This window comes from Duganella kummerowiae (genome assembly GCF_053572355.1).
Genome location: NZ_JBKFEH010000017.1, coordinates 305,470 through 328,274, shown reverse-complemented (window position 1 = coordinate 328,274; position 22,805 = coordinate 305,470). Strand labels below are relative to the sequence as shown.

25 protein-coding genes are annotated in these 22,805 nt (G+C 66.4%); 12 read left to right on the top strand and 13 right to left on the bottom strand.

Annotation, left to right across the window (positions count from 1 at the left end):
- The first annotated feature begins 12 nt into the window (after positions 1–12).
- The 8 genes from ACLB1G_RS22955 to ACLB1G_RS22920 all read left to right on the top strand — a co-directional run bounded on the left by ACLB1G_RS22955 (position 13) and on the right by ACLB1G_RS22920 (position 7,775).
- Positions 13–1,701, top strand: coding sequence for a nitrite/sulfite reductase (locus tag ACLB1G_RS22955; protein WP_491629562.1), 1,689 nt, complete (start codon positions 13–15; stop codon positions 1,699–1,701).
- The gene (locus tag ACLB1G_RS22950; RefSeq protein ID WP_491629561.1) at positions 1,694–2,287 is read left to right on the top strand and encodes a DUF934 domain-containing protein; all 594 of its coding nucleotides are present in this window, start codon (positions 1,694–1,696) and stop codon (positions 2,285–2,287) included. Before ACLB1G_RS22955 ends, ACLB1G_RS22950 begins: the two co-directional genes overlap by 8 nt.
- A gap of 3 nt (positions 2,288–2,290) precedes the next feature.
- Entirely contained in the window at positions 2,291–3,007 is a 717-nt protein-coding gene (locus ACLB1G_RS22945; protein ID WP_491629560.1) for a phosphoadenylyl-sulfate reductase, read from the top strand.
- 22 nt (positions 3,008–3,029) lie between these two features.
- Entirely contained in the window at positions 3,030–3,962 is a 933-nt protein-coding gene (gene cysD, locus ACLB1G_RS22940) for a sulfate adenylyltransferase subunit CysD (RefSeq protein ID WP_491629559.1), read from the top strand.
- Positions 3,962–5,278 carry a sulfate adenylyltransferase subunit 1 gene (locus ACLB1G_RS22935; protein ID WP_491629558.1) on the top strand — a complete coding sequence of 439 codons (1,317 nt, stop codon included), beginning with the start codon at positions 3,962–3,964 and terminating at the stop codon, positions 5,276–5,278. The genes cysD and ACLB1G_RS22935 overlap by 1 nt, the downstream gene beginning before the upstream one ends.
- Before the next feature lie 138 nt (positions 5,279–5,416).
- Complete coding sequence (gene cobA, locus ACLB1G_RS22930) at positions 5,417–6,142, top strand: uroporphyrinogen-III C-methyltransferase (protein WP_491629557.1); 726 nt, start codon at positions 5,417–5,419, stop codon at positions 6,140–6,142.
- A gap of 89 nt (positions 6,143–6,231) precedes the next feature.
- Positions 6,232–6,960 (top strand): hypothetical protein, encoded by a 729-nt coding sequence (locus ACLB1G_RS22925; RefSeq protein ID WP_491629556.1) that lies wholly within the window; start codon positions 6,232–6,234, stop codon positions 6,958–6,960.
- 47 nt (positions 6,961–7,007) lie between these two features.
- Entirely contained in the window at positions 7,008–7,775 is a 768-nt protein-coding gene (locus ACLB1G_RS22920) for a glutaminyl-peptide cyclotransferase (RefSeq protein ID WP_491629555.1), read from the top strand.
- Here the strand turns inward: ACLB1G_RS22920 and ACLB1G_RS22915 are convergent, their stop codons facing one another.
- Genes ACLB1G_RS22915 through lptF form a run of 3 tightly spaced genes read right to left on the bottom strand, consistent with a single transcriptional unit; the run spans position 7,776 to position 10,413 of the window.
- Complete coding sequence (locus tag ACLB1G_RS22915; protein WP_491629554.1) at positions 7,776–8,141, bottom strand: sirohydrochlorin chelatase; 366 nt, start codon at positions 8,139–8,141, stop codon at positions 7,776–7,778.
- Positions 8,141–9,310 carry an LPS export ABC transporter permease LptG gene (gene lptG / locus ACLB1G_RS22910; protein WP_491629553.1) on the bottom strand — a complete coding sequence of 390 codons (1,170 nt, stop codon included), beginning with the start codon at positions 9,308–9,310 and terminating at the stop codon, positions 8,141–8,143. Before lptG ends, ACLB1G_RS22915 begins: the two co-directional genes overlap by 1 nt.
- Positions 9,307–10,413 (bottom strand): LPS export ABC transporter permease LptF, encoded by a 1,107-nt coding sequence (gene lptF, locus ACLB1G_RS22905; RefSeq protein ID WP_491629552.1) that lies wholly within the window; start codon positions 10,411–10,413, stop codon positions 9,307–9,309. The genes lptG and lptF overlap by 4 nt, the downstream gene beginning before the upstream one ends.
- 154 nt (positions 10,414–10,567) lie before the next feature.
- Between lptF and ACLB1G_RS22900 the strand changes: the two genes are divergently transcribed.
- Positions 10,568–12,064: a leucyl aminopeptidase gene (locus ACLB1G_RS22900; RefSeq protein ID WP_491629551.1), complete on the top strand. Its 1,497-nt coding sequence runs from the start codon at positions 10,568–10,570 to the stop codon at positions 12,062–12,064.
- 89 nt (positions 12,065–12,153) lie between these two features.
- Here ACLB1G_RS22900 and ACLB1G_RS22895 read toward each other — a convergent pair whose 3' ends face one another.
- The 3 genes from ACLB1G_RS22895 to ACLB1G_RS22885 are packed head-to-tail and all read right to left on the bottom strand — an operon-like array spanning position 12,154 to position 13,205.
- Positions 12,154–12,603: a hypothetical protein gene (locus ACLB1G_RS22895; RefSeq protein ID WP_491629550.1), complete on the bottom strand. Its 450-nt coding sequence runs from the start codon at positions 12,601–12,603 to the stop codon at positions 12,154–12,156.
- Positions 12,604–12,613: 10 nt separating this feature from the next.
- Positions 12,614–12,805, bottom strand: a complete 192-nt coding sequence (locus ACLB1G_RS22890; RefSeq protein ID WP_491629549.1) for a DUF1653 domain-containing protein — start codon at positions 12,803–12,805, stop codon at positions 12,614–12,616.
- A 7-nt stretch (positions 12,806–12,812) separates the two neighbouring features.
- A complete protein-coding gene (locus ACLB1G_RS22885) occupies positions 12,813–13,205 on the bottom strand; it encodes a phiTE_015 family protein (RefSeq protein WP_491629548.1) in 393 nt (130 codons plus the stop codon).
- Positions 13,206–13,726: 521 nt separating this feature from the next.
- Between ACLB1G_RS22885 and ACLB1G_RS22880 the strand changes: the two genes are divergently transcribed.
- Both ACLB1G_RS22880 and ACLB1G_RS22875 read left to right on the top strand, forming a co-directional pair.
- The gene (locus ACLB1G_RS22880) at positions 13,727–14,638 is read left to right on the top strand and encodes a manganese catalase family protein (protein WP_491629547.1); all 912 of its coding nucleotides are present in this window, start codon (positions 13,727–13,729) and stop codon (positions 14,636–14,638) included.
- Between the two features lie 16 nt (positions 14,639–14,654).
- Complete coding sequence (locus tag ACLB1G_RS22875; protein ID WP_491629546.1) at positions 14,655–15,074, top strand: ferritin-like domain-containing protein; 420 nt, start codon at positions 14,655–14,657, stop codon at positions 15,072–15,074.
- Here the strand turns inward: ACLB1G_RS22875 and ACLB1G_RS22870 are convergent.
- The gene (locus ACLB1G_RS22870) at positions 15,071–16,351 is read right to left on the bottom strand and encodes an Nramp family divalent metal transporter (protein WP_491629545.1); all 1,281 of its coding nucleotides are present in this window, start codon (positions 16,349–16,351) and stop codon (positions 15,071–15,073) included. The genes ACLB1G_RS22875 and ACLB1G_RS22870 overlap by 4 nt on opposite strands.
- 144 nt (positions 16,352–16,495) lie before the next feature.
- Here ACLB1G_RS22870 and ACLB1G_RS22865 point away from each other — a divergent pair, with 144 nt between their 5' ends.
- Positions 16,496–16,960, top strand: a complete 465-nt coding sequence (locus ACLB1G_RS22865; protein WP_491629544.1) for a hypothetical protein — start codon at positions 16,496–16,498, stop codon at positions 16,958–16,960.
- A gap of 23 nt (positions 16,961–16,983) precedes the next feature.
- Here ACLB1G_RS22865 and ACLB1G_RS22860 read toward each other — a convergent pair whose 3' ends face one another.
- From ACLB1G_RS22860 to ACLB1G_RS22835, 6 genes are all read right to left on the bottom strand, one after another.
- Positions 16,984–17,883 carry a c-type cytochrome gene (locus ACLB1G_RS22860; protein ID WP_491629543.1) on the bottom strand — a complete coding sequence of 300 codons (900 nt, stop codon included), beginning with the start codon at positions 17,881–17,883 and terminating at the stop codon, positions 16,984–16,986.
- 8 nt (positions 17,884–17,891) lie between these two features.
- On the bottom strand, positions 17,892–18,251 hold the full coding sequence (locus ACLB1G_RS22855; protein ID WP_491629542.1) for a c-type cytochrome: 360 nt from the start codon (positions 18,249–18,251) through the stop codon (positions 17,892–17,894).
- Entirely contained in the window at positions 18,248–19,105 is an 858-nt protein-coding gene (locus tag ACLB1G_RS22850; RefSeq protein ID WP_491629541.1) for a cytochrome c oxidase assembly protein, read from the bottom strand. The genes ACLB1G_RS22855 and ACLB1G_RS22850 overlap by 4 nt, the downstream gene beginning before the upstream one ends.
- Positions 19,106–19,237: 132 nt before the next feature.
- Complete coding sequence (locus tag ACLB1G_RS22845) at positions 19,238–19,843, bottom strand: cytochrome c oxidase subunit 3 (protein WP_491629540.1); 606 nt, start codon at positions 19,841–19,843, stop codon at positions 19,238–19,240.
- Positions 19,840–21,732: a cytochrome c oxidase subunit I gene (gene ctaD, locus ACLB1G_RS22840; protein WP_491629539.1), complete on the bottom strand. Its 1,893-nt coding sequence runs from the start codon at positions 21,730–21,732 to the stop codon at positions 19,840–19,842. The genes ACLB1G_RS22845 and ctaD overlap by 4 nt, the downstream gene beginning before the upstream one ends.
- Positions 21,729–22,802: a cytochrome c oxidase subunit II gene (locus tag ACLB1G_RS22835; protein ID WP_491629538.1), complete on the bottom strand. Its 1,074-nt coding sequence runs from the start codon at positions 22,800–22,802 to the stop codon at positions 21,729–21,731. The genes ctaD and ACLB1G_RS22835 overlap by 4 nt, the downstream gene beginning before the upstream one ends.
- Positions 22,803–22,805 lie beyond the last annotated feature (3 nt).

Here is a 22,805-nt window from a genome sequence, read left to right as displayed (position 1 = left end):
CCTAGGAAGAATATGTATCAATACGACCAATACGACCATCTTATCGTACGCGAGCGCATCGCCCAGTACCACGACCAGGTACGGCGCCGCCTGTCCGGTGAGCTGACCGAAGCCGAATTCCTGCCGCTGCGCCTGCAGAACGGCTTGTACATGCAGCGCCACGCCTACATGCTGCGCATTGCCGTGCCCTACGGCTTGCTGGCCTCCAAGCAAATGCGCATGTTTGCCCACATCGCGCGCAAGTACGACCGCGGCTACGGCCACTTCACCACACGCCAGAACATACAGTTCAACTGGGTCGAGCTGGAGCAGACCCCCGACATCCTGACCGACCTGGCCTCGGTGGAAATGCACGCCATCCAGACTTCCGGCAACTGCATCCGCAACGTGACCTCGGACGAATACGCCGGCGTGGCCGCCGACGAAATCATCGATCCGCGCCCGTTTGCCGAGATCCTGCGCCAGTGGAGCACCTTCCACCCCGAATTCATCGCCCTGCCGCGCAAGTTCAAGGTCGCCATCAACGGCGCCCTGGAAGACCGCGCCGCCATCGCCATCCATGACATCGGCCTGACCGTGGTCCACAACGAGGCCGGCGAGATCGGCTTCAAGTTCATGGCCGGCGGCGGCATGGGCCGCACCCCCATCATCGGCAGCGTGCTCAAGGACTTCCTGCCATGGCGCCACCTGCTGACCTATACCGAAGCCGTGATGCGCGTGTACAACCAGTACGGCCGCCGCGACAACAAGTACAAAGCCCGCATCAAGATCCTGCTCAAGGCCATCGGCGTGGAGGAATTCAAGCGCCAGGTCGAAGAAGAATGGCAAGACCTGAAGGATGGCCCGGAAACCCTGACCGAGGAAGAACTGGCGCGCGTCACCGCCTATTTCCAGCCGCACGCCTACAAGCCGCTGGAAAATATCGATGTGCGCGCCGGGCGCGAGACGGACAAGGCCTACGCCAACTGGCTGCAGCGCAACGTCAAGCCGCACAAGCAGGCCGGCTACGCCGTCGTGGTGCTGTCGCTGAAGAAAACCGGCGTGCCGCCGGGCGACGCCACCGCCGAACAAATGGACTTCATGGCCGACCTGGCCGACCGCTACAGCTTTGGCGAGCTGCGCGTCACCCACGAGCAGAACATCGTGCTGGCCGACGTCGAGCAAAGCCAGCTGTACACCCTGTGGCAGGAAGCCAAGGCGCATGGCCTGGCCACGCCCAACATCGGCTTGCTGAACGACATGATCTGCTGCCCCGGCGGCGATTTCTGCTCGCTGGCCAACGCCAAGTCCATCCCGATCGCGGCCGCCATTGCCGAGCGCTTCGACAATATCGATTACCAGCACGACATCGGCGAGATCGAACTGAACATTTCGGGCTGCATCAACGCCTGCGGCCACCACCACATCGGCCATATCGGCATCCTGGGCGTGGACAAGGATGGCAGCGAATGGTACCAGGTGTCGGTGGGCGGCGCGCAAGGCAACAACGCCGCCATCGGCAAGATCATCGGCCCCTCGTTCTCCGCCCTGCAGATGCCGGAAGTGGTGGACCGCCTGCTGCAGGTCTATGTGCGCGAACGCCACGAAGGCGAGCGCTTCGTGGACGTCGCCCAGCGCCTGGGCGTGGCCCCGTTCAAGGAATTCGTGTATGCCACGCCGATCGAATCCGGTCGCCTGGTGGGAGAGGATGAATATGTCTGACGCTGTAAAGAATTTGATCATCAGGAACCGCGAAGTCGTCGAGGACGGCTGGCTGGTGCTGCGTCCGGCCGAGCCGGTGGAAGGCGCGCCGGCCCACGATCCTGCCACCATTGTCGTCCCGGAAGGCAAGATCATTGTGCCGCTCAAGGTGTGGCAGGTGCAGCACGAGCGCCTGGCGGCGCGCCGCGCGGCCGGCGAAATCGGCGTCTGGTTCGCCAGCGACGAGCGTCCGGAAGCGCTGAAAGGGGAACTCGACCAGTTCCCCGTGGTGGCGGTCGACTTCCCCAAGTTCACCGATGGCCGCGGCTATTCCATCGCCTACAACCTGCGGGTGCGCCTGGGCTATCGGGGCGAACTGCGCGCCATCGGCGACGTGCTGCGCGACCAGCTATTTTCCATGCAGCGCGTGGGCTTCAACGCCTTTGCCGTGCGCGCCGACCGCGACGTGCATGACGCCCTGAAGGGATTGTCCGACTTCTCGGAAACCTACCAGGCCTCGGTCGACCAGCAAGTGCCGCTGTTCCGCCGCGCCGCCCGTCCGGTGCAGGTGGCCGACGCCGGCACCCACGTGGGCTCCGGTATCTGAATCATGAGCAATCTCGATACCCTCGTTGCCGCCACCAGCCAGACCCTGGCGCGCATCGCCCGCGACTTCACGCCGGCCGTGTTTGCCTCCAGCCTGGCGGCCGAAGACATGGTGCTGACCGATTTGATCCTGAAAGCGCAGCTGCCGATCGGCATCTTCTCGCTGGAAACCGGCCGCCTCAATCAGGAAACCCTGGACATGGTGGGCAAGGTCAAGCAGCACTACGGCCATGACATCACCCTGTACCGCCCGCAGCAGGAAGCGGTGGACGCCTACGTGGCGCAAAACGGCCTGAACGCCTTCTACGACAGCGTCGAGATGCGCCGCGAATGCTGCCGCATCCGCAAGGTCGAGCCGCTGGGCCGCGCCCTGGCCGGCAACAAGGCCTGGATCACGGGCCAACGCCGCGCCCAGTCGGCCACCCGCAGTTCGCTGATGGTGGAGGAGGACGATCCGGCCCACTTCATGACCAAGTTCAATCCGCTGGCGGACTGGTCGGAGCAGGACGTGTGGGATTACATCCGCGCCAACGACGTGCCCTACAACGCCCTGCACGACCAGGGCTACCCCTCGATAGGCTGCGCGCCCTGCACCCGCGCCATCGAGCCGGGCGAGGACGTGCGCGCCGGCCGCTGGTGGTGGGAAAACCCCGAGTCCAAGGAATGCGGCCTGCATGTCGTGGACGGAAAACTGATACGCATCAAATCCGTGGCGGCCTGACGCCATTTCTGAAAGATAGACGATGAATGCTTTTGTAGATAACCACCTGGCGTCGGTCAACGCGCGCCATCTCGACGCCCTGGAGTCGGAAGCCATCCACATCATGCGCGAAGTGGCGGCAGAGTGCAGCAATCCGGCCCTACTGTTCTCGGGCGGCAAGGACTCGGTGGTCCTGCTGCGCCTGGCGGAAAAGGCTTTCCGCCCCGGCAAATTCCCCTTCCCCCTGGTGCACGTGGATACCGGCCACAACTTCGAGGAAGTGATCGCCTTCCGCGACAAGCGCGTGGCCGAGCTGGGCGAGCGCCTGATCGTGGGTTCGGTGGAAGACTCGATCAAGAAAGGCACGGTGCGCCTGCGCAATCCGCAAACGGATTCGCGCAACGCGGCCCAGGCCGTGACCCTGCTGGAAACCATTGCCGAACACGGCTTCGACGCTTGCATAGGCGGCGCCCGCCGCGACGAGGAAAAAGCCCGCGCCAAGGAGCGCATCTTCTCCTTCCGCGACGAATTCGGCCAGTGGGATCCGAAAAACCAGCGCCCCGAATTGTGGGACCTGTATAACACCCGCGTCCATCCGGGCGAGAACATGCGCGTGTTCCCGATCTCCAACTGGACCGAGCTGGACGTGTGGCAGTACATCGCCCGCGAAAAACTGGAACTGCCGTCGATTTACTTCGCGCACGAGCGCCAGGTCATCCCGCGCAACGGCCTGCTGGTGCCGCTGACCCCGCTGACCCCGGCGCGCGAAGGCGAGACGGTGGAAACCCAGGTGGTGCGCTTCCGCACCGTGGGCGACATTTCCTGCACCTGCCCGGTGTCGTCCGACGCCGCCGACGTGCAAGCCATCATCGCCGAAACGGCCGTGACCCAGATCACCGAGCGCGGCGCCACCCGCATGGATGACCAGACTTCCGAAGCCTCGATGGAAAAACGCAAAAAAGCAGGATATTTCTGATGAACGCAATCACCTCCCCTACCCTGAACGACAGCGCCGACAGCGGCCTGCTGCGTTTCATCACGGCCGGCTCCGTGGACGACGGCAAGAGCACCCTGATCGGCCGTTTGCTGTTCGACAGCAAAGGCATCTTTGCCGACCAGCTGGACGCCATGTCGCGCTCCAAGCACAAGCGCACCGTGGGCGACACGGTCGACCTGTCGCTGCTGACCGACGGCCTGGAAGCCGAGCGCGAACAGGGCATCACCATCGACGTGGCCTACCGCTATTTCGCCACGCCCAAGCGCAAGTTCATCATTGCCGACACCCCGGGCCACGAGCAGTACACCCGCAACATGGTGACCGGCGCCTCCACCGCCGACGCCGTCATCATCCTGATCGACGTGTCGAAAGTGAAGCTGCGCGAGGATGGCGGCGTGGACCTGCTGATACAGACCAAGCGCCATTCCACCATCGCCCATTTACTGCAGATCGAGCACGTGATCGTGGCCGTCAACAAGATGGACCTGGTGAATTACGACCAGCATGTGTATGACCGCATCGTCAAGGCCTACGGCGAATTCGCCGCCTCGCTGGGCTTGAAGGACGTGACCCCGATTCCTCTGTCAGCCCTGTCCGGCGACAACGTGGTGGCAGCCAGCGACAAGCTGTCCTGGTATAAGGGCCCGACCCTGATCGAGCTGCTGGAATCGCTGACCGTGTACGACGAATCGCACGCGGCGCCGTTCCGCTTCCCGGTGCAGCTGGTGGCGCGCCACAACGGCCACGAAGCCAACGACTTCCGCGGCTACATGGGCCGCATCGAGGCCGGTAAGGTCAGCGTCGGCGACCAGCTGGTGGTGCAGCCTTCGGGCCAGAGCGCCACGGTCAAGGACATCGTCACCTTCGACGGTTCGCTGCAAAGCGCCGTGGCCGGCCAGTCGGTGACCCTGCTGCTGAACGAGTACCTGGACATCTCGCGCGGCGACCTGCTGGCCGGCGCCGCCCAGCCGGCCACCCTGCTCAAGCAGGTGCAGGCCGACGTGTGCTGGATGTCGGACGAGCCGCTGGACCTGCGCCGCAAGTACTGGATCAAGCACGGCACCAGGCAAACTGCCGCCAAGGTCACCGGCATCGAGTCCCTGCTGGACATCAACACCCAGCAGCGCCACGCGGCCGAGGGTCTGAAACTGAACGATATCGCGCGCATCGCCCTGACCGTTCAGCAGCCGCTGGCGGCCGACGCCTACGCCGACATCCGCGCCACGGGCGCCTTCATCCTGATCGATGAAGTGACGCACCAGACCGTGGCGGCCGGCATGATACGCCTGGGCTAAGAACCTCGTTCCAAGTTACCATCACCATACCGCAGCGGCGCAGCACCGCGCATGCGGGTATGCATGCCGGGCCGGTCGGCGCGCCCGGCATGGCTCTCGCACGCGCGGGAGCGACGGCGCCGCCGCAGAGGAATGACCATGGCAGCACTCGGAAAAGTCTATTTGATCGGCGCCGGTCCCGGCGCCCAGGACCTGATCACGGTACGCGGCGCGCGCCTGCTGGCGCAGGCCGACGTGGTGCTGCATGACGCCCTGGTCACTGCGGACATGCTGGAATTGTGCCCGCAGGCCGAGAAAATCCTGGTCGGCAAGCGCTATGGCCAGCTGTCGGCGGCCCAGCAATTCATCAACCAGCAGCTGATAGGCTACGCCCGCAAGGTGCCGCTGGTGGTGCGCCTGAAGGGTGGCGACCCCATGCTGTTCGGCCGCGCCGACGAGGAATTGAGCGCGCTGGAGGAAGCCGGCATCGAGGTCGAGGTGGTGCCCGGCATTACCACCGCCCTGGCCGCGGCCGCCGCCACCAAACAGCCGCTGACCAAGCGCGGGGTCTCGCGCAGCGTGGCTTTCTTCACCTCCAGCACCGCGCCCGAGCACAGCGCCCATCACGTCATCCCCGACAGCGACACCCTGATCCAGTACATGGGCGGCAGCATCGCCATCGCCACCGCCGGGCGCATGCTGGCCCAGGGCCGCCGCCCGGACACGCCGGTGCTGGTGATCGAGAACTGCAGCCGCGCCGACCAGCGCGTGCAGCGCCTGACGCTGGCGGAACTGGCGCAGGGCCGGGGCCTGGGGCAGAGCCAGGGACCGGTGCTGGTCATGCTGGGCGACGCCATGCAGTGCCGCCCGCACCAGCGCGCCTGATTTCCCCCTCCCCCGGCAAGGCGTGCGGACGGTGCGCACCGCGTCCCGTTTCCGTACTAGAATCAATATTCAACGTAGCAGGGACCACCATGGAAACCGTACACGATGTGCTGGAACGCGCCTGGCAGGCGCATGCCGCCGGCCAGTTCGAGGATGCGCTGCGCGACTATCTCTGGCTGTATGACGAGGCCCCGGCGACCCATCCGGAAGCGGGGCCGCTGCGCCTGAGCTATGTGCTGTCCGGCTGGGCCAAGCTGGCCGAGGAATACGTGCCGGCCCGGCGCGCCCTGCTGGCGGCGCGCGACCGCGACGCGCACCTGCTGCTGGACGGCCGCCACGACGAGCAGCTGTTCCACAACGTCCAGGCCATCAACGAAAAGACGGGCGACCTGGTGATCACCCACGAACTGTTCCGGCATTTGTCCCAGGCCGCGCCGGCGCTGGCCCAGCAGTGCGCGCGGCGCGCGCTGCCGGCCGTGATCGCCTGCGGCGGCCATCAGCTGGGCAGGCAGTACATGCCCGATCCGCTGGCCTACCTGGCCAGCCAGGCCGTGCTGCTGAATGCGGCCGCGCTGGACGAGCGCCTGACGCCGGAAGATCTGCTGTCGGCCATCTACAACTACGCCGAGGAGGCCAAGCTGGTGCTGGACCTGCTGGAAGCCGCGGGTGACACGGCTGGCTACGCCCAGGCCTGGCAGCGCACGCTGGAACTGGTGGAATCGGACGAGCTGCGCGCCTGGGTGCAGAACGAACTGGAGAACCCGGGCGCCACCCTGGACGCCATCATCGCGCGCGAGCAGGGCGCGGTGGCCGACTGAGGCCGGCTTGGACTAGAATAGCCGTTCCCCGCATAGGAACGGCAACAGTGAGCAAACTCTTATTTCCCCTCTTGATGGCTGCGGCCTTGCCCGCGCTGGCGGCGGCGGCCATCCCGGTCTACGATGCCACCGTGGTGCGCAGCTATCCGCACGACCCGCAAGCCTTCACCGAAGGCTTGATCTACCAGGATGGGGTGCTGTATGAAAGCACTGGCCTGAACGGCAAGTCCTCGATCCGCAAGGTCAAGCTGGAAACCGGCCAGGTGCTGCAGTCGAAGGACATTCCGCCGCAGTATTTCGGCGAAGGCCTGACCTCCATGAACGGCAAGCTGTATGGCCTGACCTGGCAGACCAACACCGGCTTCGTGTTCGACCAGGCCACTTTCGAGACCCAGCGCCAGTTCTACTATCCCGGCGAAGGCTGGGGCCTGACCCACAACGGCCAGGGCCTGATCATGAGCGACGGCAGTTCGGTGCTGCGCTTCCTCGATCCGGACACGTTCAAGGAACAGCGCCGCATCCAGGTCACGGCGGACGGCAAGCCGGTCGACCAGCTCAACGAACTGGAATGGGTGGAAGGGGAAATCTACGCCAACATCTGGCACTCGGACCTGATCGCCCGCATCGATCCAGCCAGCGGCAAAGTGGTGGGCTGGATAGACCTGGGCAAGCTGTATCCGCAGCACGGCAAAACCGCCAGCAGCGAGGATGTCCTGAACGGCATCGCCTACGACCCGGCCGGCAAGCGGCTGTTCGTGACCGGGAAGATGTGGCCCAAGCTGTACGAGATCAAGCTGGCGCCGCGCAGGAAGTGATCAGAGCGTGGCCAGGCAGTAGTCGGCAATCGCGTTCAGCACGCTGGCCTGCTCGCCGGCCGCTTGCGCCACGCTGACCTGCAGCGCCGGATGATCGAGGCGCAGCTGCTCTATCATCAGCGGCAGGTCGCGCAGCACGTGGCCGCCCTGCCCCAGGAAGATGGGCACCACCGTCAGACTGGCTATCCCCTCGGCCGCCAGCTGCGCGGCCAGCGCCGGCAGGCGCGGCTCCATCAGTTCCAAAAAGGCCAGCTCGACCCGCAGTTCCGGCTGGCGGGCGCGCAGCAGGTCGCGCAGGCGCTCGAAGGGCGCGGCCCAGGAGGCGGCGCGGGCGCCGTGGGCAAACAGGACCAGTGCGCGCGCCATCAGTGCCGCTCCACCCACCACAGGGCGCCGAGCGCCAGCAGCAGGAATAACAGGCTCGGTATCATCACCGTCAGCAGGGCCGGCAGGGTGCTCAGCATGCCGATGTGCGAAAACAGCGTATTTACCAGCATAAAGCTGACCCCTATCATGATGCCAATGAAAATCTTCAGACTCACGCCGCCGCTGCGCGTGTGCAAATAGGCGAAGGGCAGCGCCAGCGCCATCAGCACGAAGATGGAGAGCGGGTCGAACAGCTTCTTCCAGAAGGCGATCTTGAAGCGCTCCGTCTCCTGCTTGTTTTCCTGCAGGTGGCGGGTATAGGCCGCCAGCTCGTTGGCCGACATGCGCTCCGGATCGGAGCCGGCCACCGAGATGATCTTGGGCGTGATTTCCGAAATCAGGTCCTTGGTGGCGCTGGTGGTGGTGCTCACCACGCCGGTATCCTGCGCATAGTTGTTTTCCAGGTTGGCCTGGCTGCCCGGCTTGAGCAGGGCCGGATTGCTGAACAGGCTTTCCGTCACGTCCTGCAGGCGCCACACATTCCCGCCCTGGAAGGTGGCACCCTTGGCCAGGGTGATGGAGCGCAGGCGGAAGCTGGTGTCGAATTCGTACAGCTTGACGCCGACCAGCTGGCCGTCAGGGCTGACCTGGCGCACGTTGAAGAAGCGCGACCCGGTGACCTCGCCGGTCATGCCATTGCTCTTGACGATATCCTTGGTCCACAGGCCGGAGCGGAACTCGGCCGATACCGCCGCGCCACGCGCGCTCAGGCGTATCTTCTCGGCCAGCGGCGAGGTGCGCGGCGCCACCACCTCGCTGACGATAAAGGTGATCACCACCAGCACCAGGCCTATCTTGGCCAGCATCCACAGCGCCATGCGGGTGGTCATGCTGGCCGCGCGCATGATGGTGAATTCCGAGGTGGCCGCGAATTGCGCCATGATGTAGATGGTGCCGATCAGGGCCGCCACCGGCATGGCCAGGGTGATGTTGCCCGGCAGGCGCAGCAGCACATACAGCAGCGCGTACTGGATGGTGTAGCCATTCTTGCCGACCTCGCGCAGCTCGCCGGTCAGGTCGATGAAGGCTTGCAGCGCAAGGAAGGCCACCAGCACGAAGGCCACGGCCTGCAGGATGGAGACGGCGAAATAACGTTGGAGTATCTTCATGGTGCGGCGTGGTTGGCGTTGCGCTTGCGCTTGAGCGCGGACAGCAGCGCTTGCGGATGGCGCGGATGGTTCAGGTACAGGCGCCACGCGAACATGGCGGCGGCCACCAGGGCCGCCAGCAGGTGCAGCGGCCACCACGACAGGGCAAAGCTGATGCGGCCGTGCTGCACGCTGGCCTCGGTCAGCTGCACCAGGTTGTTATAGCTGAAGAACAGCAGCAGCGCGATGATCAGGTTGGCCGAGCTGCCGGCGCGCGGATTGACAAAGCCCAGCGGCACGGCCAGCAGCAGCAGCACCAGGCAGGTCAACGGCGAAGCGATACGCCACAGCAGTTCGGCGTCCGCATAGGGATCGCCGCGCGCGGCCAGCAGTTCGGCCAGGCTCATGCCATTGGTATTGCGGTTGGGGTCCATGTCCTGCGCCTGGTTGGTGACGCGCATGCTGTAGCGTTCGAACTCCATGGTCTGGAAGTCGGCCTGGCCGGGCAGGCCCTGGTAGCGGCGGCCCTCCTTGAGCACCAGGAAGCGCTCGCCCTTGTCGCCGCTGGTGACCACGCCTTCCTTGGCCACGATGATCACGGTGCCGCCTTTTTCATCGACTGTGTTGACGAACACGTTCTGCACCACGGCGCTCTTGCCGCTCACGCCTTCGACGAAAAAGATGCGGTTGGCCCCGGCCGATTCGCGGAACTGGCCGGGGGAGACCTTCTGCAAATCCTCGCGCTTGTCGAAGCGCTTGACGTATTCATCGCTTTTGCGCTCGGCCCAGGGCGTGGCGACGAAAGCCACCAGGGCGGTCAGCAGCACCATGGGCAGGCCGAAGGCCATGACCGGGCGCAGCCAGGCGGTCAGGCTCTGGCCGGAGGCGAACCACACCACCATCTCCGAATCGCGGTAGCTGCGCGTGACCACCATCAGCACCGAAATAAAGCTGGTGAGAATGAGGATGGTTGGAATATATTTCAGGGCGGCGAACAGGATCAGGGCCAGCACATCGCCCGTGGCGACGCGGCCGCCGGCCGCCTTGCCCAGGATGCCGATCAGGATCCAGGTGAAGAAGACGCTGAACAGGATGGTGAAGGTCGCCCCTGCGGCAGCGGTCATTTCGCGTGTAAGGGCACGTTGAAAAATCATTCGAAAGCTATAATTCGGTAGTTATGGCCTTACAGGCCGATAATAAAATTTAACCAGCAGCGGCAGCAGCAGCCCGGCCTATCAAGCCCGTGGCTGGCAATTCGTATACAACACGGAGAATCCAATGGACTTTAGCATAAAAGCATTCGACACAAAAAACACCATCGCCACCGCCAAGAGCGGCGTCATCGCCGTCGGCGTGTTCGAGAACCAGAAGCTGACACAGGCAGCCCAGGCGCTCGACGGCAATGGTGCCATCACTGCTGCGCTCAAGTCCGGCGACATCAGCGGCAAACCCGGCACAGCCCTGCTGCTGCGCGGCGTGCCCGGCGTGGCGGCCGAACGCGTGCTGCTGCTCGGCCTGGGCGCCGATGACGCGGTCAGCGAGAAAGGCTATACCAGCGCGGTGGGCGCGGCACTGAAGGCATTCGCCGCGCTGGGCGCGAGCGACGCCATTATCGCATTACCGCTGGATGAAGTGAAAGGCCGCGACACGGCGTGGGCTATCCGCGCCGTGGTGCAAGCCGGCCACGAAGCCGTGTTCCGTACCGACGGCCAGAAAAGCAAGAAGGATCCGGCGCCCACCGGCGTGAAGAAAGTCGCGCTGGCCGTGGCCAACAATGCCGCCAACAAGCTGGCCCTGGCCCAGGCGGTGGCGATCGCGCGCGGCATGGACCTGACCAAGGAACTGGGCAACCTGTCGGCCAATGTGTGCACCCCGACCTACCTGGCCGAGACCGCGAAAAAACTGGGCAAGGATTACAAGTTCGAGGTCGAGATCCTGGACCGCAAGCAGCTCGAAGCGCTGAAGATGAACAGCTTCCTGTCGGTCACCAACGGCAGCGAACAGCCGCCCAAGTTCATCGTCATCAAGCACATGGGCGGCAAGGCCAAGGAGGCGCCCGTGGTCCTGGTGGGCAAGGGCATCACTTTCGACACCGGCGGCATCTCGCTCAAACCCGGCCCCGGCATGGATGAAATGAAGTACGACATGGGCGGCGCCGCCTCGGTGCTGGGCACCTTCCGCGCCATCGGCGAGATGGGCCTGAAGCTGAACGTGATCGGCGTGATCGCTTCGTGCGAGAACATGCCGTCCGGCCGCGCCACCAAGCCGGGCGACATCGTCACCTCGATGAACGGCCTGACCATCGAGATCCTCAACACCGACGCCGAGGGCCGACTGATCCTGTGCGACGCCCTGACCTACGCCGAACGCTTCAAGCCGGCCGCCGTGATCGACGTCGCCACCCTGACCGGCGCCTGCATCGTGGCCCTGGGCCACCACAACAGCGGCCTGTTCACGCGCGACGACGACGCCCACAACGCCCTGGCCGAGGAACTGCTGGCCGCCGGCCGCGCCGCCAGCGACACCGCCTGGCGCCTGCCGATCGGCGAGCTGTATAACGAGCAGCTGAAATCCAACTTCGCCGACCTGGCCAACATCGGCTCGCCCGGCGGCGCCTCGTGCACGGCGGCGGCCTTCCTGGAGAACTTCACCCGCAAGTACACCTGGGCCCACCTGGACATCGCCGGCACCGCCTGGAAATCGGGCGGCGCCAAGGGCGCCACCGGCCGCCCGGTGCCGCTGCTGAGCAATTTCTTGATCGGTCGGGCCGCGTAGGTCGGGCCGCGTAGGTCGGGCCGCGTAAGCCGCGGTATGTAAGCCGCCCCGGCGGATAACAAAAAGGGCGATCCGAAGATCGCCCTTTTTCAATACAGCGTGACGCCAGGAACGGGCGGCGGCCCGTTGTCGGGCTCCTGCGCGGGCCGCATCAGCACCGTCAGCGTGGAAGGATAGTCGTAGCCGGCGCCGGTGTTCCTGTCGACGAAGTAGCCGACACCGGCCGTCAGCACCAGGTTGCCCCACAGCGTGGCGTTGCTCCTGGAGTCCACTTTTTCATAGGCCCAGGCCGCGCCTTCCTTCTTGCAGTCGACCCGCAGCGGGCCGGCGCTCTTGCGCACCGTGACGCGGGCCGGCGTGGTCACGAACCAGCGTCCCACGTCGTTGGCCAGCACGCAACCCACGCCCTCGATCTCGCGGTGGTCGAGCACGGTCTGCACCAGCAGGTTCTGGTCCACCGGTTCGGTCACGGTGGCGCAGCCAGACAGCAGCAGCGCGACCAGGACCGCCGGCGCGCCGCAAGCGTAGCGGTATGCCATGGCGGCTCCCTCAGTCGGCCGGCGCGAAACGCGGCACGCGCACGCCGTCCACTTCCACCATCTCGAAGAAAACTTCGCGCGGCCGCACCCATACCGTGCCGTTCGCTTCGGCACGGTAGACTATCATCGGACTCAGGTCCGACTCCAGGGTGGCCTCGTACAAGACCTCGTACAGGCCACCCTTGTAGTGGCGGTAGCGCACGGCCGGCTTACTGGCGGGCGGTGGCCGCCACCTTGGCGGCCGGCGCGCGCTCCTCGACCTGGTCCTGCTTTTTCTTGAGGCTCTGGACGACCTTGAGGATGTCATCCATGCCGCCCTGGCCACCCAGGGACGAGAAGGCATCCAGCACTTCGTTCAGGACCTGGTTACGCACCGACGCCTCGTCGGCGGTGATGGCCGGCGCACGCTGCACGGCGGCCTTGGCGGCTTCCTTCTGCGCGGCGGACTTGCGGCCGGCAGGCGATTTGCCGTGTTCCAGCGCCGCTTGCCAGATTACCCAGCGGCGTTGGGTTTCGAAGACCAGATACTCATCTGGCTTGTCCTCGCGCCGACGCACGATATGACCGTCGCGTTGCGCCCATGCTTCAAATGCAGCACGCATCTTATTCCTTTTTGAAAGCTTTCAGCATATACCGCTGTTAATAAAAAGTGTTTCCAAATGGTACCACTTATTTACAGGTTACAACGTAACACTACACAGTATTGCCCCAGTTTTAGTTGCGAAACAGAAACAAGCATTCTGTACGCCTTTTTCTGTAAGTATATTGCGATTTTGTTTGCTTGTTAACCCATTTTAGTACCAATGTGACAACAATAAAGCTATTTCAGCAATTTTTTTTGCATTTAACAGTTTTTGCAACATTTTAGAGCCTGGAAAGCAACACGCCTACCCCATTCTGATGTTTTTTTATACAAAACTGTATAAAGATGTGTAAATTTCTCGTCCCGCCGAGACTGGCGCGGCTAGTGCTTTGCTAGCAACTGTAAAATCCGTCCCACGCCATCCTCCTACAGCCCCCTGCAGCCGGCCCCTATATCACTGGTGCGCGGGCGCGCGCAACATGGTCCATCGGCCGTACGGCACTTGCTTTTCGGCCGGCTCAACCATGAAATGGAGGACTTATGTTTGCTCACAACAAACGGCTGCAGTACACCGTGCGCGTGTCCCAGCCCAACCCGGGCCTGGCCAACCTCATGCTGGAACAATTCGGCGGCCCCCAGGGAGAACTGGCAGCGGCCTGCCGCTACTTCACCCAAGCGCTGGCCGACGATGACCCGGGCCGCAAGGACATGCTGTTCGACATCGCCACCGAGGAACTCAGCCACCTGGAAGTGATCGGCAGCATCGTGGTGATGTTGAACAAGGGCGCGCGCGGCCGGCTGGCCGAGGGCGTGGACGGGGAAGCCGAGCTGTATCGCAGCATCACGGCGGGCGGCAACGACAGCCACGTCACCCAGGTGCTGTACGGCGGCGGCGCGCCGCTGGTCAACTCGGCCGGGGTGCCGTGGACTGCGGCCTACATCGACACCATCGGCGAACCCACGGCCGACCTGCGCTCCGACATCGCGGCCGAGGCCAGGGCCAAGCTGGTGTACGAACGCCTGATCAGCCTGACCGACGATCCCGGCGTGCGCGAGGCGCTGGGCTTCCTGATGACGCGCGAGATCGCGCACCAGAAATCGCTCGAGAAAGCGCTATACGCCATCCAGCCCAACTTCCCGCCCGGGAAACTGGACGGCGTGCCGGCCTTTACCAGCGTGTACTACAACATGTCGCAGGGCGGGCCGGAGCTGCACGGCCCCTGGAATTCGGGCGGCGACTGGCAGGTCGAAAGCGACCGCGAGCGGCAGGTGGGCGTGGACGGCGGCGACGGCAGCGCCACGGTGGCCGTCAGCGCCGAGGAAGAGGAATTGCTGAACCGGATGGCGCTACGCACCATGTCCGATCCGGCCGCCGAGCCGGTGACGGGCGCTGAACTGGGCGCGCGCAGCTCCCTGCAGCAGGACGGCCTGGCGCCGCCCGCCGCCCGTTGATGCGAAGGAGAGCGCCATGGCCACCAACAGCAAGGAACACTTGACCGACTGGCTGCGCGATGCGCACGCCATGGAACAGCAGGCCGAGAGCATGCTGGAATCGCAGGCCGAACGCCTGGACAACTACCCGGTGCTGCGCGAGCGCATCGTGCAGCACATCGATGAAAACCGCTGGCAGCGCGCCCAGCTGGAACTATGCCTGCAGCGCCTGGGCAGCAGCGCCTCCACCATGAAGGACGTGGGCGGCAAGCTGATGGCTTTCGGCCAGGCTGTCAGCGGCATGATGGTCGATGACGAGGTGGTGAAAGGCTCGATGTCGGCCTATGTGTTCGAGAACATGGAGATCGCCAGCTACACGGTGCTGATCGCGGCGGCCGACATGGCCGGCGACAGCGTCACCCGCGATGTGTGCGAGCAGATCCTGGCGCCTGGCTAGCCGCCGCCCAGCGCCTGCCACGCAAGCCGCACGTTCAGGGCGGTGATCAGCACCAGCATGACGGCGGCGATCACGGTGACGGCGCGGCCGTTGGCATGCCCGCCCATCACGCGGCGGCTGGAGGTAAAGGCGATCAGCGGCAGCATGGCGAACGGCAGCTGCAGGCTGAGCACGACCTGGCTCAGCACCAGCAGCCGGGCGATGCCGCCGTCGCCCTGCCAGTGGATCACCGCCACCGTCGGCAGCACCACGATCAGGCGCGTGATCAAGCGGCGCGCCCAGGGCGGCCAGGCCAGCCGCACGAAGCCTTCCATGATGACTTGTCCGGCCAAGGTGGCGGTCAGGGACGAGCTTTGTCCGGCCGCCAGCAGCGCCACCCCGAACAGTACGCTGGCGACGGCAGCGCCGGTGGCCGGTCCGATCAGGTGATACGCTTCCTGCAGCTCGGCCACGGCATGGTGGCCGTGGGCGTGGAACACCGCGCCGGCCGTGACCAGGATGGCGGCGTTGACCAGCAGCGCCAGGCTCAGGGCCAGCATCACGTCGATGGTGGCGTAACGCATGGCCTGGCGCGGCCCTTCCGCGCCGGCCGGGTGGCGGCGCACGGCTGCCGAGTGCAGGTACAGGTTGTGCGGCATCACGGTGGCGCCGATGATGCCGATGGCGACGTACAGCTGGCCGTGGTTGGCCAGGATCTCCGTGCGCGGCAGCAGGCCGCCGGCCACCGCGCCCCAGTCCGGCGCGGCCAGCGCCACGGTCACGATGAAGCAGCCCAGCACCAGCGCGAACAGGCTGGCCACCAGTGCCTCCAGGTAGCGCCAGCCGCGCTGCTGCAACAGCAGGATCAGCAGCACGTCGGCCACGGTGACCAGCACGCCCCACATCAGCGGTAGTCCGAACAGCAGCTGCAGGGCGATGGCGGTGCCCACCACTTCCGCGAAGTCGCAGGCGCAGATGGCCAGCTCGCACAGCAGCCATTGCAGCGTGAGCGTGCCGCGCGGCGCGTAGCGCCGGCTGGCCTGGGCCAGGTCCATGCCGGTCACGATGCCCAGCCGCGCGGACAGGGTCTGCAGCAGCATGGCCATGGCGCTGGACAGCACCACCACCCACAGCAGCTGGTAGCCGTAGCCGGATCCGGCCGCCAGGTCGGTGGCCCAGTTGCCGGGATCGAGGTAGCCCACCGCCACCAGGAAGCCGGGGCCGACAAAGCGCCACAGGCCGGGCCTGGCGGCGCCGTGCTGGGGCGCGCGGGACGTGGCGCGGCGGTCTAGCAGCATGGCGGCAGTCCTTGTTTCAAGCGGCGCGAGAGCAGTCCTACACCCAGGGCGCGGGTACGCCGATACGAGTCGCCCCCGCCCCGGCATAGGATGGCAGGCATGCACTGGCTGATACGGTGCCTCAACCTTGATAAAGGAGCAGACATGAATACCTCATCCATCGGCAAAGCGTTATTGATCACCATGCTGGCGGCGGCTGCATTGGGAGGGTGCCGGCAAAACAACGGCCAGCCGGTTGCTAACGACAGCCCGAACACCGGCGCCGGCAACAGCACTGCGGGCGGCAGTGGCGCCACCGGAGCGGCCGGCGCAGGCACCACCGGCGCGGGCGGGACCTCGGGCGGCCCGACGGGGACTGGCGGCACCTCGGGCGCTGGCGGCATGTCCGGCGGGACCGGCACCTCGGGCAGCGGGACCGGAACCGGCAGCGGGACTACCGGCGCCGGCGGTAGTTCCGGCAGCGGCACATCCGGCAGCGGCACCTCCGGAAGCGGCACCTCCGGAAGCGGCACCTCCGCAAGCGGCACCTCCGGTACAGGGACGTCAGGCACCGGCAATTCCGGCGCGGGCAACAGCGGTAACACTAACACGAACCAGCCCACCCGCTGAGTACCGCAGGAATCGGCCGGACACTAGGGCTGCGACAGCAGATAGGCGGCCATGTCATCGGCATCGCGCGCGCTCACGCCCAGGTCCGGCATGGCCGACCCCGGCTTGACCTGCTGCGGATGGCGCAGCCAGTGCGCCAGGCTGGCCGCATCGTTGGGTAGCCGGCCTGCGATGTAGCGCTGTCCCGGCAGACTGTCCAGGCGCGGTCCGACATCGACTTGCGACCCGGTGATGCCAGGTATGACGTGGCAGGACTGGCAGCCGTACTGCGCCAGCGCCAGCTTGCCGCGCTCGGCGCTGGCCGGCATGTGTGTATAAGGCAGCTGGAAATGCGGCGGTTCCAGCGCGGGCAAGGCCGAAGACGGTGGCGTGGCGGCCGCCAGCGCCGCATAATCGCGCGGCGACAGGCCCGGCAGCTGTTCGATGAAGGCCACCAGCGCCCACATATCGCCAGCGCTCAAATGCTGGCGCCAGGCCGGCATGCCGCTCATCTTGACGCCATTCTGGATGATCCAGTACAGCTCATTGGCCTGCCAGCGCTGCGTCATGTGCACCAGCGGCCCGGGCTGCGGCTGCATGGCCAGGCCGGCAGCATCGGGCGCCACGCCGGGAGCGCCGTGACACACCAGGCAGCGCTCGCGGTACACGGCCAGGCCGCGCCGCGCCATCGCCCCCGTGCGCGGCGGCGCCGCGATACCGCTGGCGTGGTAGCGCACCGAGCGGCGCATGGCCAGCTCGATCACGCTGAACACCGGCTGCCAGTGCGGGCCCAGTGCGGCCACGTCATACCATCCCCCCAGGATGGCCACGACGGCAGTGCCCGCTGCCAGTCCGGCTGCGGCCAGCAGCGTCGCCAGCACGGTCCTGATGCGGGTCTTCAGCTGTGGCTTCAGGGTGTGCAGGGCGTGCATGACAGGCTTCATGGTTGGCCTCATTGGCTGTACAGGTAAGCCGCCATGTCGCGGGCCTCGCCTTCCGATACGCCCAGCTCGGGCATGGCGGTGCCCGGGCTGGCCTGGCGCGGGTGCATGATCCAGCGCACCATGCCCTCGGTGGTATTGGGCAGCACCCCCCCCACATAGCTGGCGCCGGCGATATGCTCCAGCGGCGGCCCCACCAGGCTGCCGGACGGCGCCATGCCCTGGATGCGGTGGCAGGCCACGCAGCCGTAGCTGGCCAGCAGCGCCCTGCCGCGTGCGGCGTCGGCGCCCGGCACCCTGCGGCCGGCAGGATCGCAGGCGGCCACGCAGGCGCAAGCCGCAGCGCAGGCCAGCAGGCACCGGACTTTCATGGCGCGGCTCCCCGCGCGCGCGGCGCGAGCCAGTCCGCGCACAGCATCAAGCCTGCGATCACGTAGGCCAGGCCGCCCGGCACCCACATGATCAATCCGCCCAGCTGCTGGTCCTCCAGCGCGGACAAGCCATACTGCGCTGCGCTGCCGCCGTAGGCCGGATACCAGACTTGGCCGGACACGGCAAACAGCGCGCCCAGCGCGCCGGTGTGCAGCATGGTGGTAAACAGGAAGGCCAGCGCGGCGCCGCGTCCGTGGTGGTTGTCGAGCACGGCCCACCAGAACAGCAGCGCGGAAAACAGGAAACTGGCATGCTGCATCGCGTGCACGGCCGGATGCAGCAGCGCGGCCTGGAACAGGGCCGGCACATGCCACAGCCACAAGGCGGCAAAGTGCAGCAGCCAGGCGTGCAGGGGGCGGGTCAGCTGGCGCCAGGCCAACTGCCACGGCCGGCTGCGCAGTCCCGCGCCCAGCCGCCGCACCAGCCCGCGCGGCAGGCCCCAGGCCCATACGCCCAGGGGGCGGCCCTGCACCAGCAGCGGCGCTGCAACGATCATGAGCACTTCGTGCTGCACCATGTGGGCGGCAAACGAGACGCCGCCTGCGCCATCGAGCGGCGAGGCCAGCGCGACAGCCAGCGACAGCGAGCCGACAGCGAACCAGGCCGCCTGCGCGCGGCGCAGCGGCTGCCCGCGCCGCGAGCGCGATTTCAGGCGTAGCCAGCCCGCCGCATACAGGAGCACCGACAGCAGCAGGCAGGCCAGCACCCACGGCTCGGCGCCCCAGCCGGGCGCATCGCCCGCCGCCTGCAGGCCGTGCGCACCCGCCCGGCCAGCCAGCGTCAGCGATATCAATAGCGTGATTGTCCGCAGCGCCAAGGCAGGCTGACGCGGCACGGGCGGAGACTGCGGCTGCAACAGCATCGACGGCAGCGGCAGGCCCGACGGCACGGTTGGGCGCAATGGCATCCTCATCCCTGTTCGCGGCTAGAACCGCGCCCCCCAATAGACCACTGCATACACCGCCATCCAGCTGACCAGCACGAAGTACCAATAGGCCGCATTCTCGCTGGCGTCGGCATAGCGCTTGCCCTCCACCGGCCCGGTATGCAGCAGCACGGCCAGCACGATGCTGTCGTAGGCGTCGGTCAGCAGATGCGTGGTGTGCAATCCCATCAGCATCCACACGATGGAGCCGTAGGCGCTGGTATCCCAGCGCACGTTGAGCGCGCCGAACTCCAGCCAGCGCAGCGCCAGCATGACCAGCGCGAACGCCACGCAGACTATCATGCCCAGCCGCACCTGATGCAGGTCCAGGCGCTCGGCAGCGCGTTTGGTCCACCAGTTCGGCAGGCCGCTGGCCAGCATCACGGCCGTGTTGAGCGTGCCCCACAACAGGTCGGGCGCCGGTCCGCCATCCGGCCAGGATGGCGCCTGCCCGCGCAGATAGAAATACGACATGACCGCCAGCGCGAAGACCATGCCCTCGATGGCGATCAGGCCCAGCGTGCCCCACCACATCGGACTGCGCGTGCCGAAGCCAAAGGTGGGCAGCCGGGACACCTCCAGGGTCTTGGGAGCCTGGACGTTCATGGCGCTTGCTCCGTACTGTGGCGCCGCTCGGTCCCGGCCCTGCCGGGCCAGAACCAGATGGTGGCCGCAATAGCGATGGGCACCGTGCCCCACACCACGGCCCACGGCGTATAGATGGAGCCGACGAACATCACTGTGGTGGCGACCGCGCTCCAGAACGGCCACGGCGAGGGCGACGGCAATTCCATGCGCGTCTCCGGCGCCGCCTCCACCACGGAAGTCAGCAGCACCTCGCGCCGCGACGCCGCCAGCCCGCTCACGTACGCAGGTGCGCCCTGCCCCTCCCACAACGGATACTGGCCGTGCACCACCGGCACCCGCTCGAAGTTGGCGGCCGGCGGCGGCGATGCCACGCTCCACTCCAGCGTGCCTGCGCCCCAGGGATCGGCCGGCGCCTGCCCGCCCCGGCGCAGCGCCCGCGCCACGTTCACGATGAACAGCAGCACACTGGCGGCGATCATCAGCGCGCCGCAGCTGGCGGCCAGGTTCATGCCGCTCCATCCCATCTCCGCGCCATAGGTGTAGACCCGGCGCGGCATGCCCTGCAATCCCAGCACGTGCATGGGGAAGAAGGTCACATTGAAGCCAATGAAAAACAGCCAGAAGTTCCAGCGCCCCAGGGTCTCGTCCAGCATGCGCCCACTGAATTTGGGGAACCAGTAATAAAAGGCGCCAAACAGGGGGAAGATCGCCCCGCCCAGCAGCACGTAGTGCAGGTGCGCCACCACGAAATACGTGTCGTGCAGCTGCAGGTCCAGCGGCACGCTGGCCAGCATCAAGCCGGTCAGGCCACCCAGCAGCAGGATGGCGAAGAAGGCCAGCACGAACAGCAGCGGCGTGCGCATGTGCAGGCGTCCCGTCCACAGGGTGGCGATCCAGCAGAAGATCTGCACCGCCGTCGGCACCGCGATCAGCAGGCTGGCGGCCGTGAAGAAGGTCTTGCCCAGCTCCGGCAAATTGGTGGCGAACATGTGGTGCACCCACAGGCCGAAGGCCAGGAAGGCGGTGGCGATCAGCGACAGCACCATGGCCGGATAACCGACGATGGGCCTGCGCGCGAACGTGGCGATGATGGTGGAGATGTAGCCCAGCGGCGGGATAAAGATCATGTACACCTCCGGATGGCCGAAGAACCAGAACAGGTGCTGCCACAGCAGCGCATCGCCGCCGTATTCCGGCGTGTAGAAGCGCGTCTGCACCAGGCGGTCGGTAATCAGCGCGGTACTGGCCAGCATCACGGCCGGCATGGCAAACAGGATCATCACCGAGGTCACCAGCACACCCCACACCATCAGCGGCATGCGGTTCAGGTGCATGCCGGGCGCGCGCATCTTGAGGATGGTGACGATCAACACCACCGCCTCCATCAGCCCGGACAGCTCGGTGAACGTGATCATCTGGGCCCAGAAATCCGTGCCCTTGTCGGGCGAATAGGCCTTGCCGGCCAGCGGCACATAGGCGAACCAGCCCACGTCCGGGCCGTATTGCGCCAGGAAGGCCGCATACAGCATCACGCCGCCGAACACGAAAATCCAGTAGGCATAGGCGTTCAAGCGCGGGAAGGCGATGCTGCGGGCGCCTATCATCAGCGGCGTCAGGTAGACCGCCACCGCCTGCATCACCGGCACCGCGAACAGGAACATCATGGTGGTGCCGTGCATGGTGAACAGCTGGTTGTACAGGCGCGGGCCCACCAGGGTGGAGGACGGCTGGGCCAGCTGCAGCCGCATCAGCAGCGCCAGGATGCCACCCGCCACAAAAAAGGCGAAGGTGGCCAGCATGAAGCGGCGGCTGATGGTCTTGTGGTTGATGGCGCTGATGTGGCCACGCCAGCCGGGCGGATCGCTCCAGGCCTGTTCCAGCAGGCGGGCGTCGTCTTGCTGGCTCATTGCAGGTCCTCCAGGTAGTCCAGCAGCGCCTGCAGGTCGTCCGGATGCAGCACGTTGGGCGGCATGGCGGCGCCGCGCTTGATCCTGGGTGCGTCGACTATCCAGCCGCCCAGGTGGCCGCGCTGGTTGGGCAGCGCGCCGGCGGCGATGGTCTGGCGGCTGGCCAGGTGGCTCAGGTCCGGTCCCAGCCTGCCGCGCGCTTCGGTGCCGGCGATGGCGTGGCAGCTGGCGCAGCCGCTGTCCATGAACACGCGCAGGCCGCGCTGGCTGCCGGCATCGGATGGCGGCGCGGCCGGTGCACGCTGGCCGGCGGCCCAGCGCCCATAAGCTTCCGGGGATTCAGCCACCACCAGCATGGCCATTTGCGCGTGTTCCAGGCCGCAGAATTCGGCGCACTGGCCGCGATATACCCCCGGCTGGTCGGCGCGCAGGCGCAGCTCGGCGCTGCGGCCGGGGATCATGTCCTTTTTCCCGTGCAGGCCGGGCACCCAGAAGGTGTGGATCACGTCATCGCTGCGCAGGGTGATGATGGCGGCGCGGCCCACCGGCAGGTGCAGCTCGTTGGCGGTGCTGAAGCTGCGCGCCAGGTCCTCGTCCAGGTAGCGCGCTTCCCACCACCACTGGTGGCCGGTCAGTTCGATGCGCACCGCGCCGGCAGCCGGCAGCTGGGCCAGGGCGCGGCCGGCCAGCAGGTCGGCCACCAGCAGGAACACCAGTCCGGCGAAGGACAGCGCGGTGGCCCAGGCCACGCTGCGGTGCAGGCGCCGCTCCGGTGTCTTCAGGCCGGCGAGGTCGGGCGCCGTCTGCTCGCTGGCGCGCGGCGCCCGCCACAGCGCCAGCAGGCAGGCGCCCAGCACGGCCACGAACACCACCGCGCACAGGGTCAGCGTGACATGCCACAGGTCGAGGATGTGCTGCGCCTGCAGTCCGGCAGGACGCAACGCATCCTGGTGTACGGGCGCCTGCGCCACCGGCGCGGTGGCGGCAGACACGCCGCGCGCGGCGGCAGCCAGCATTGCGGCGCTGGCCGCTGCCAACCGCACTGCTAACAAGTATGCCGCCTGGTCCATGCC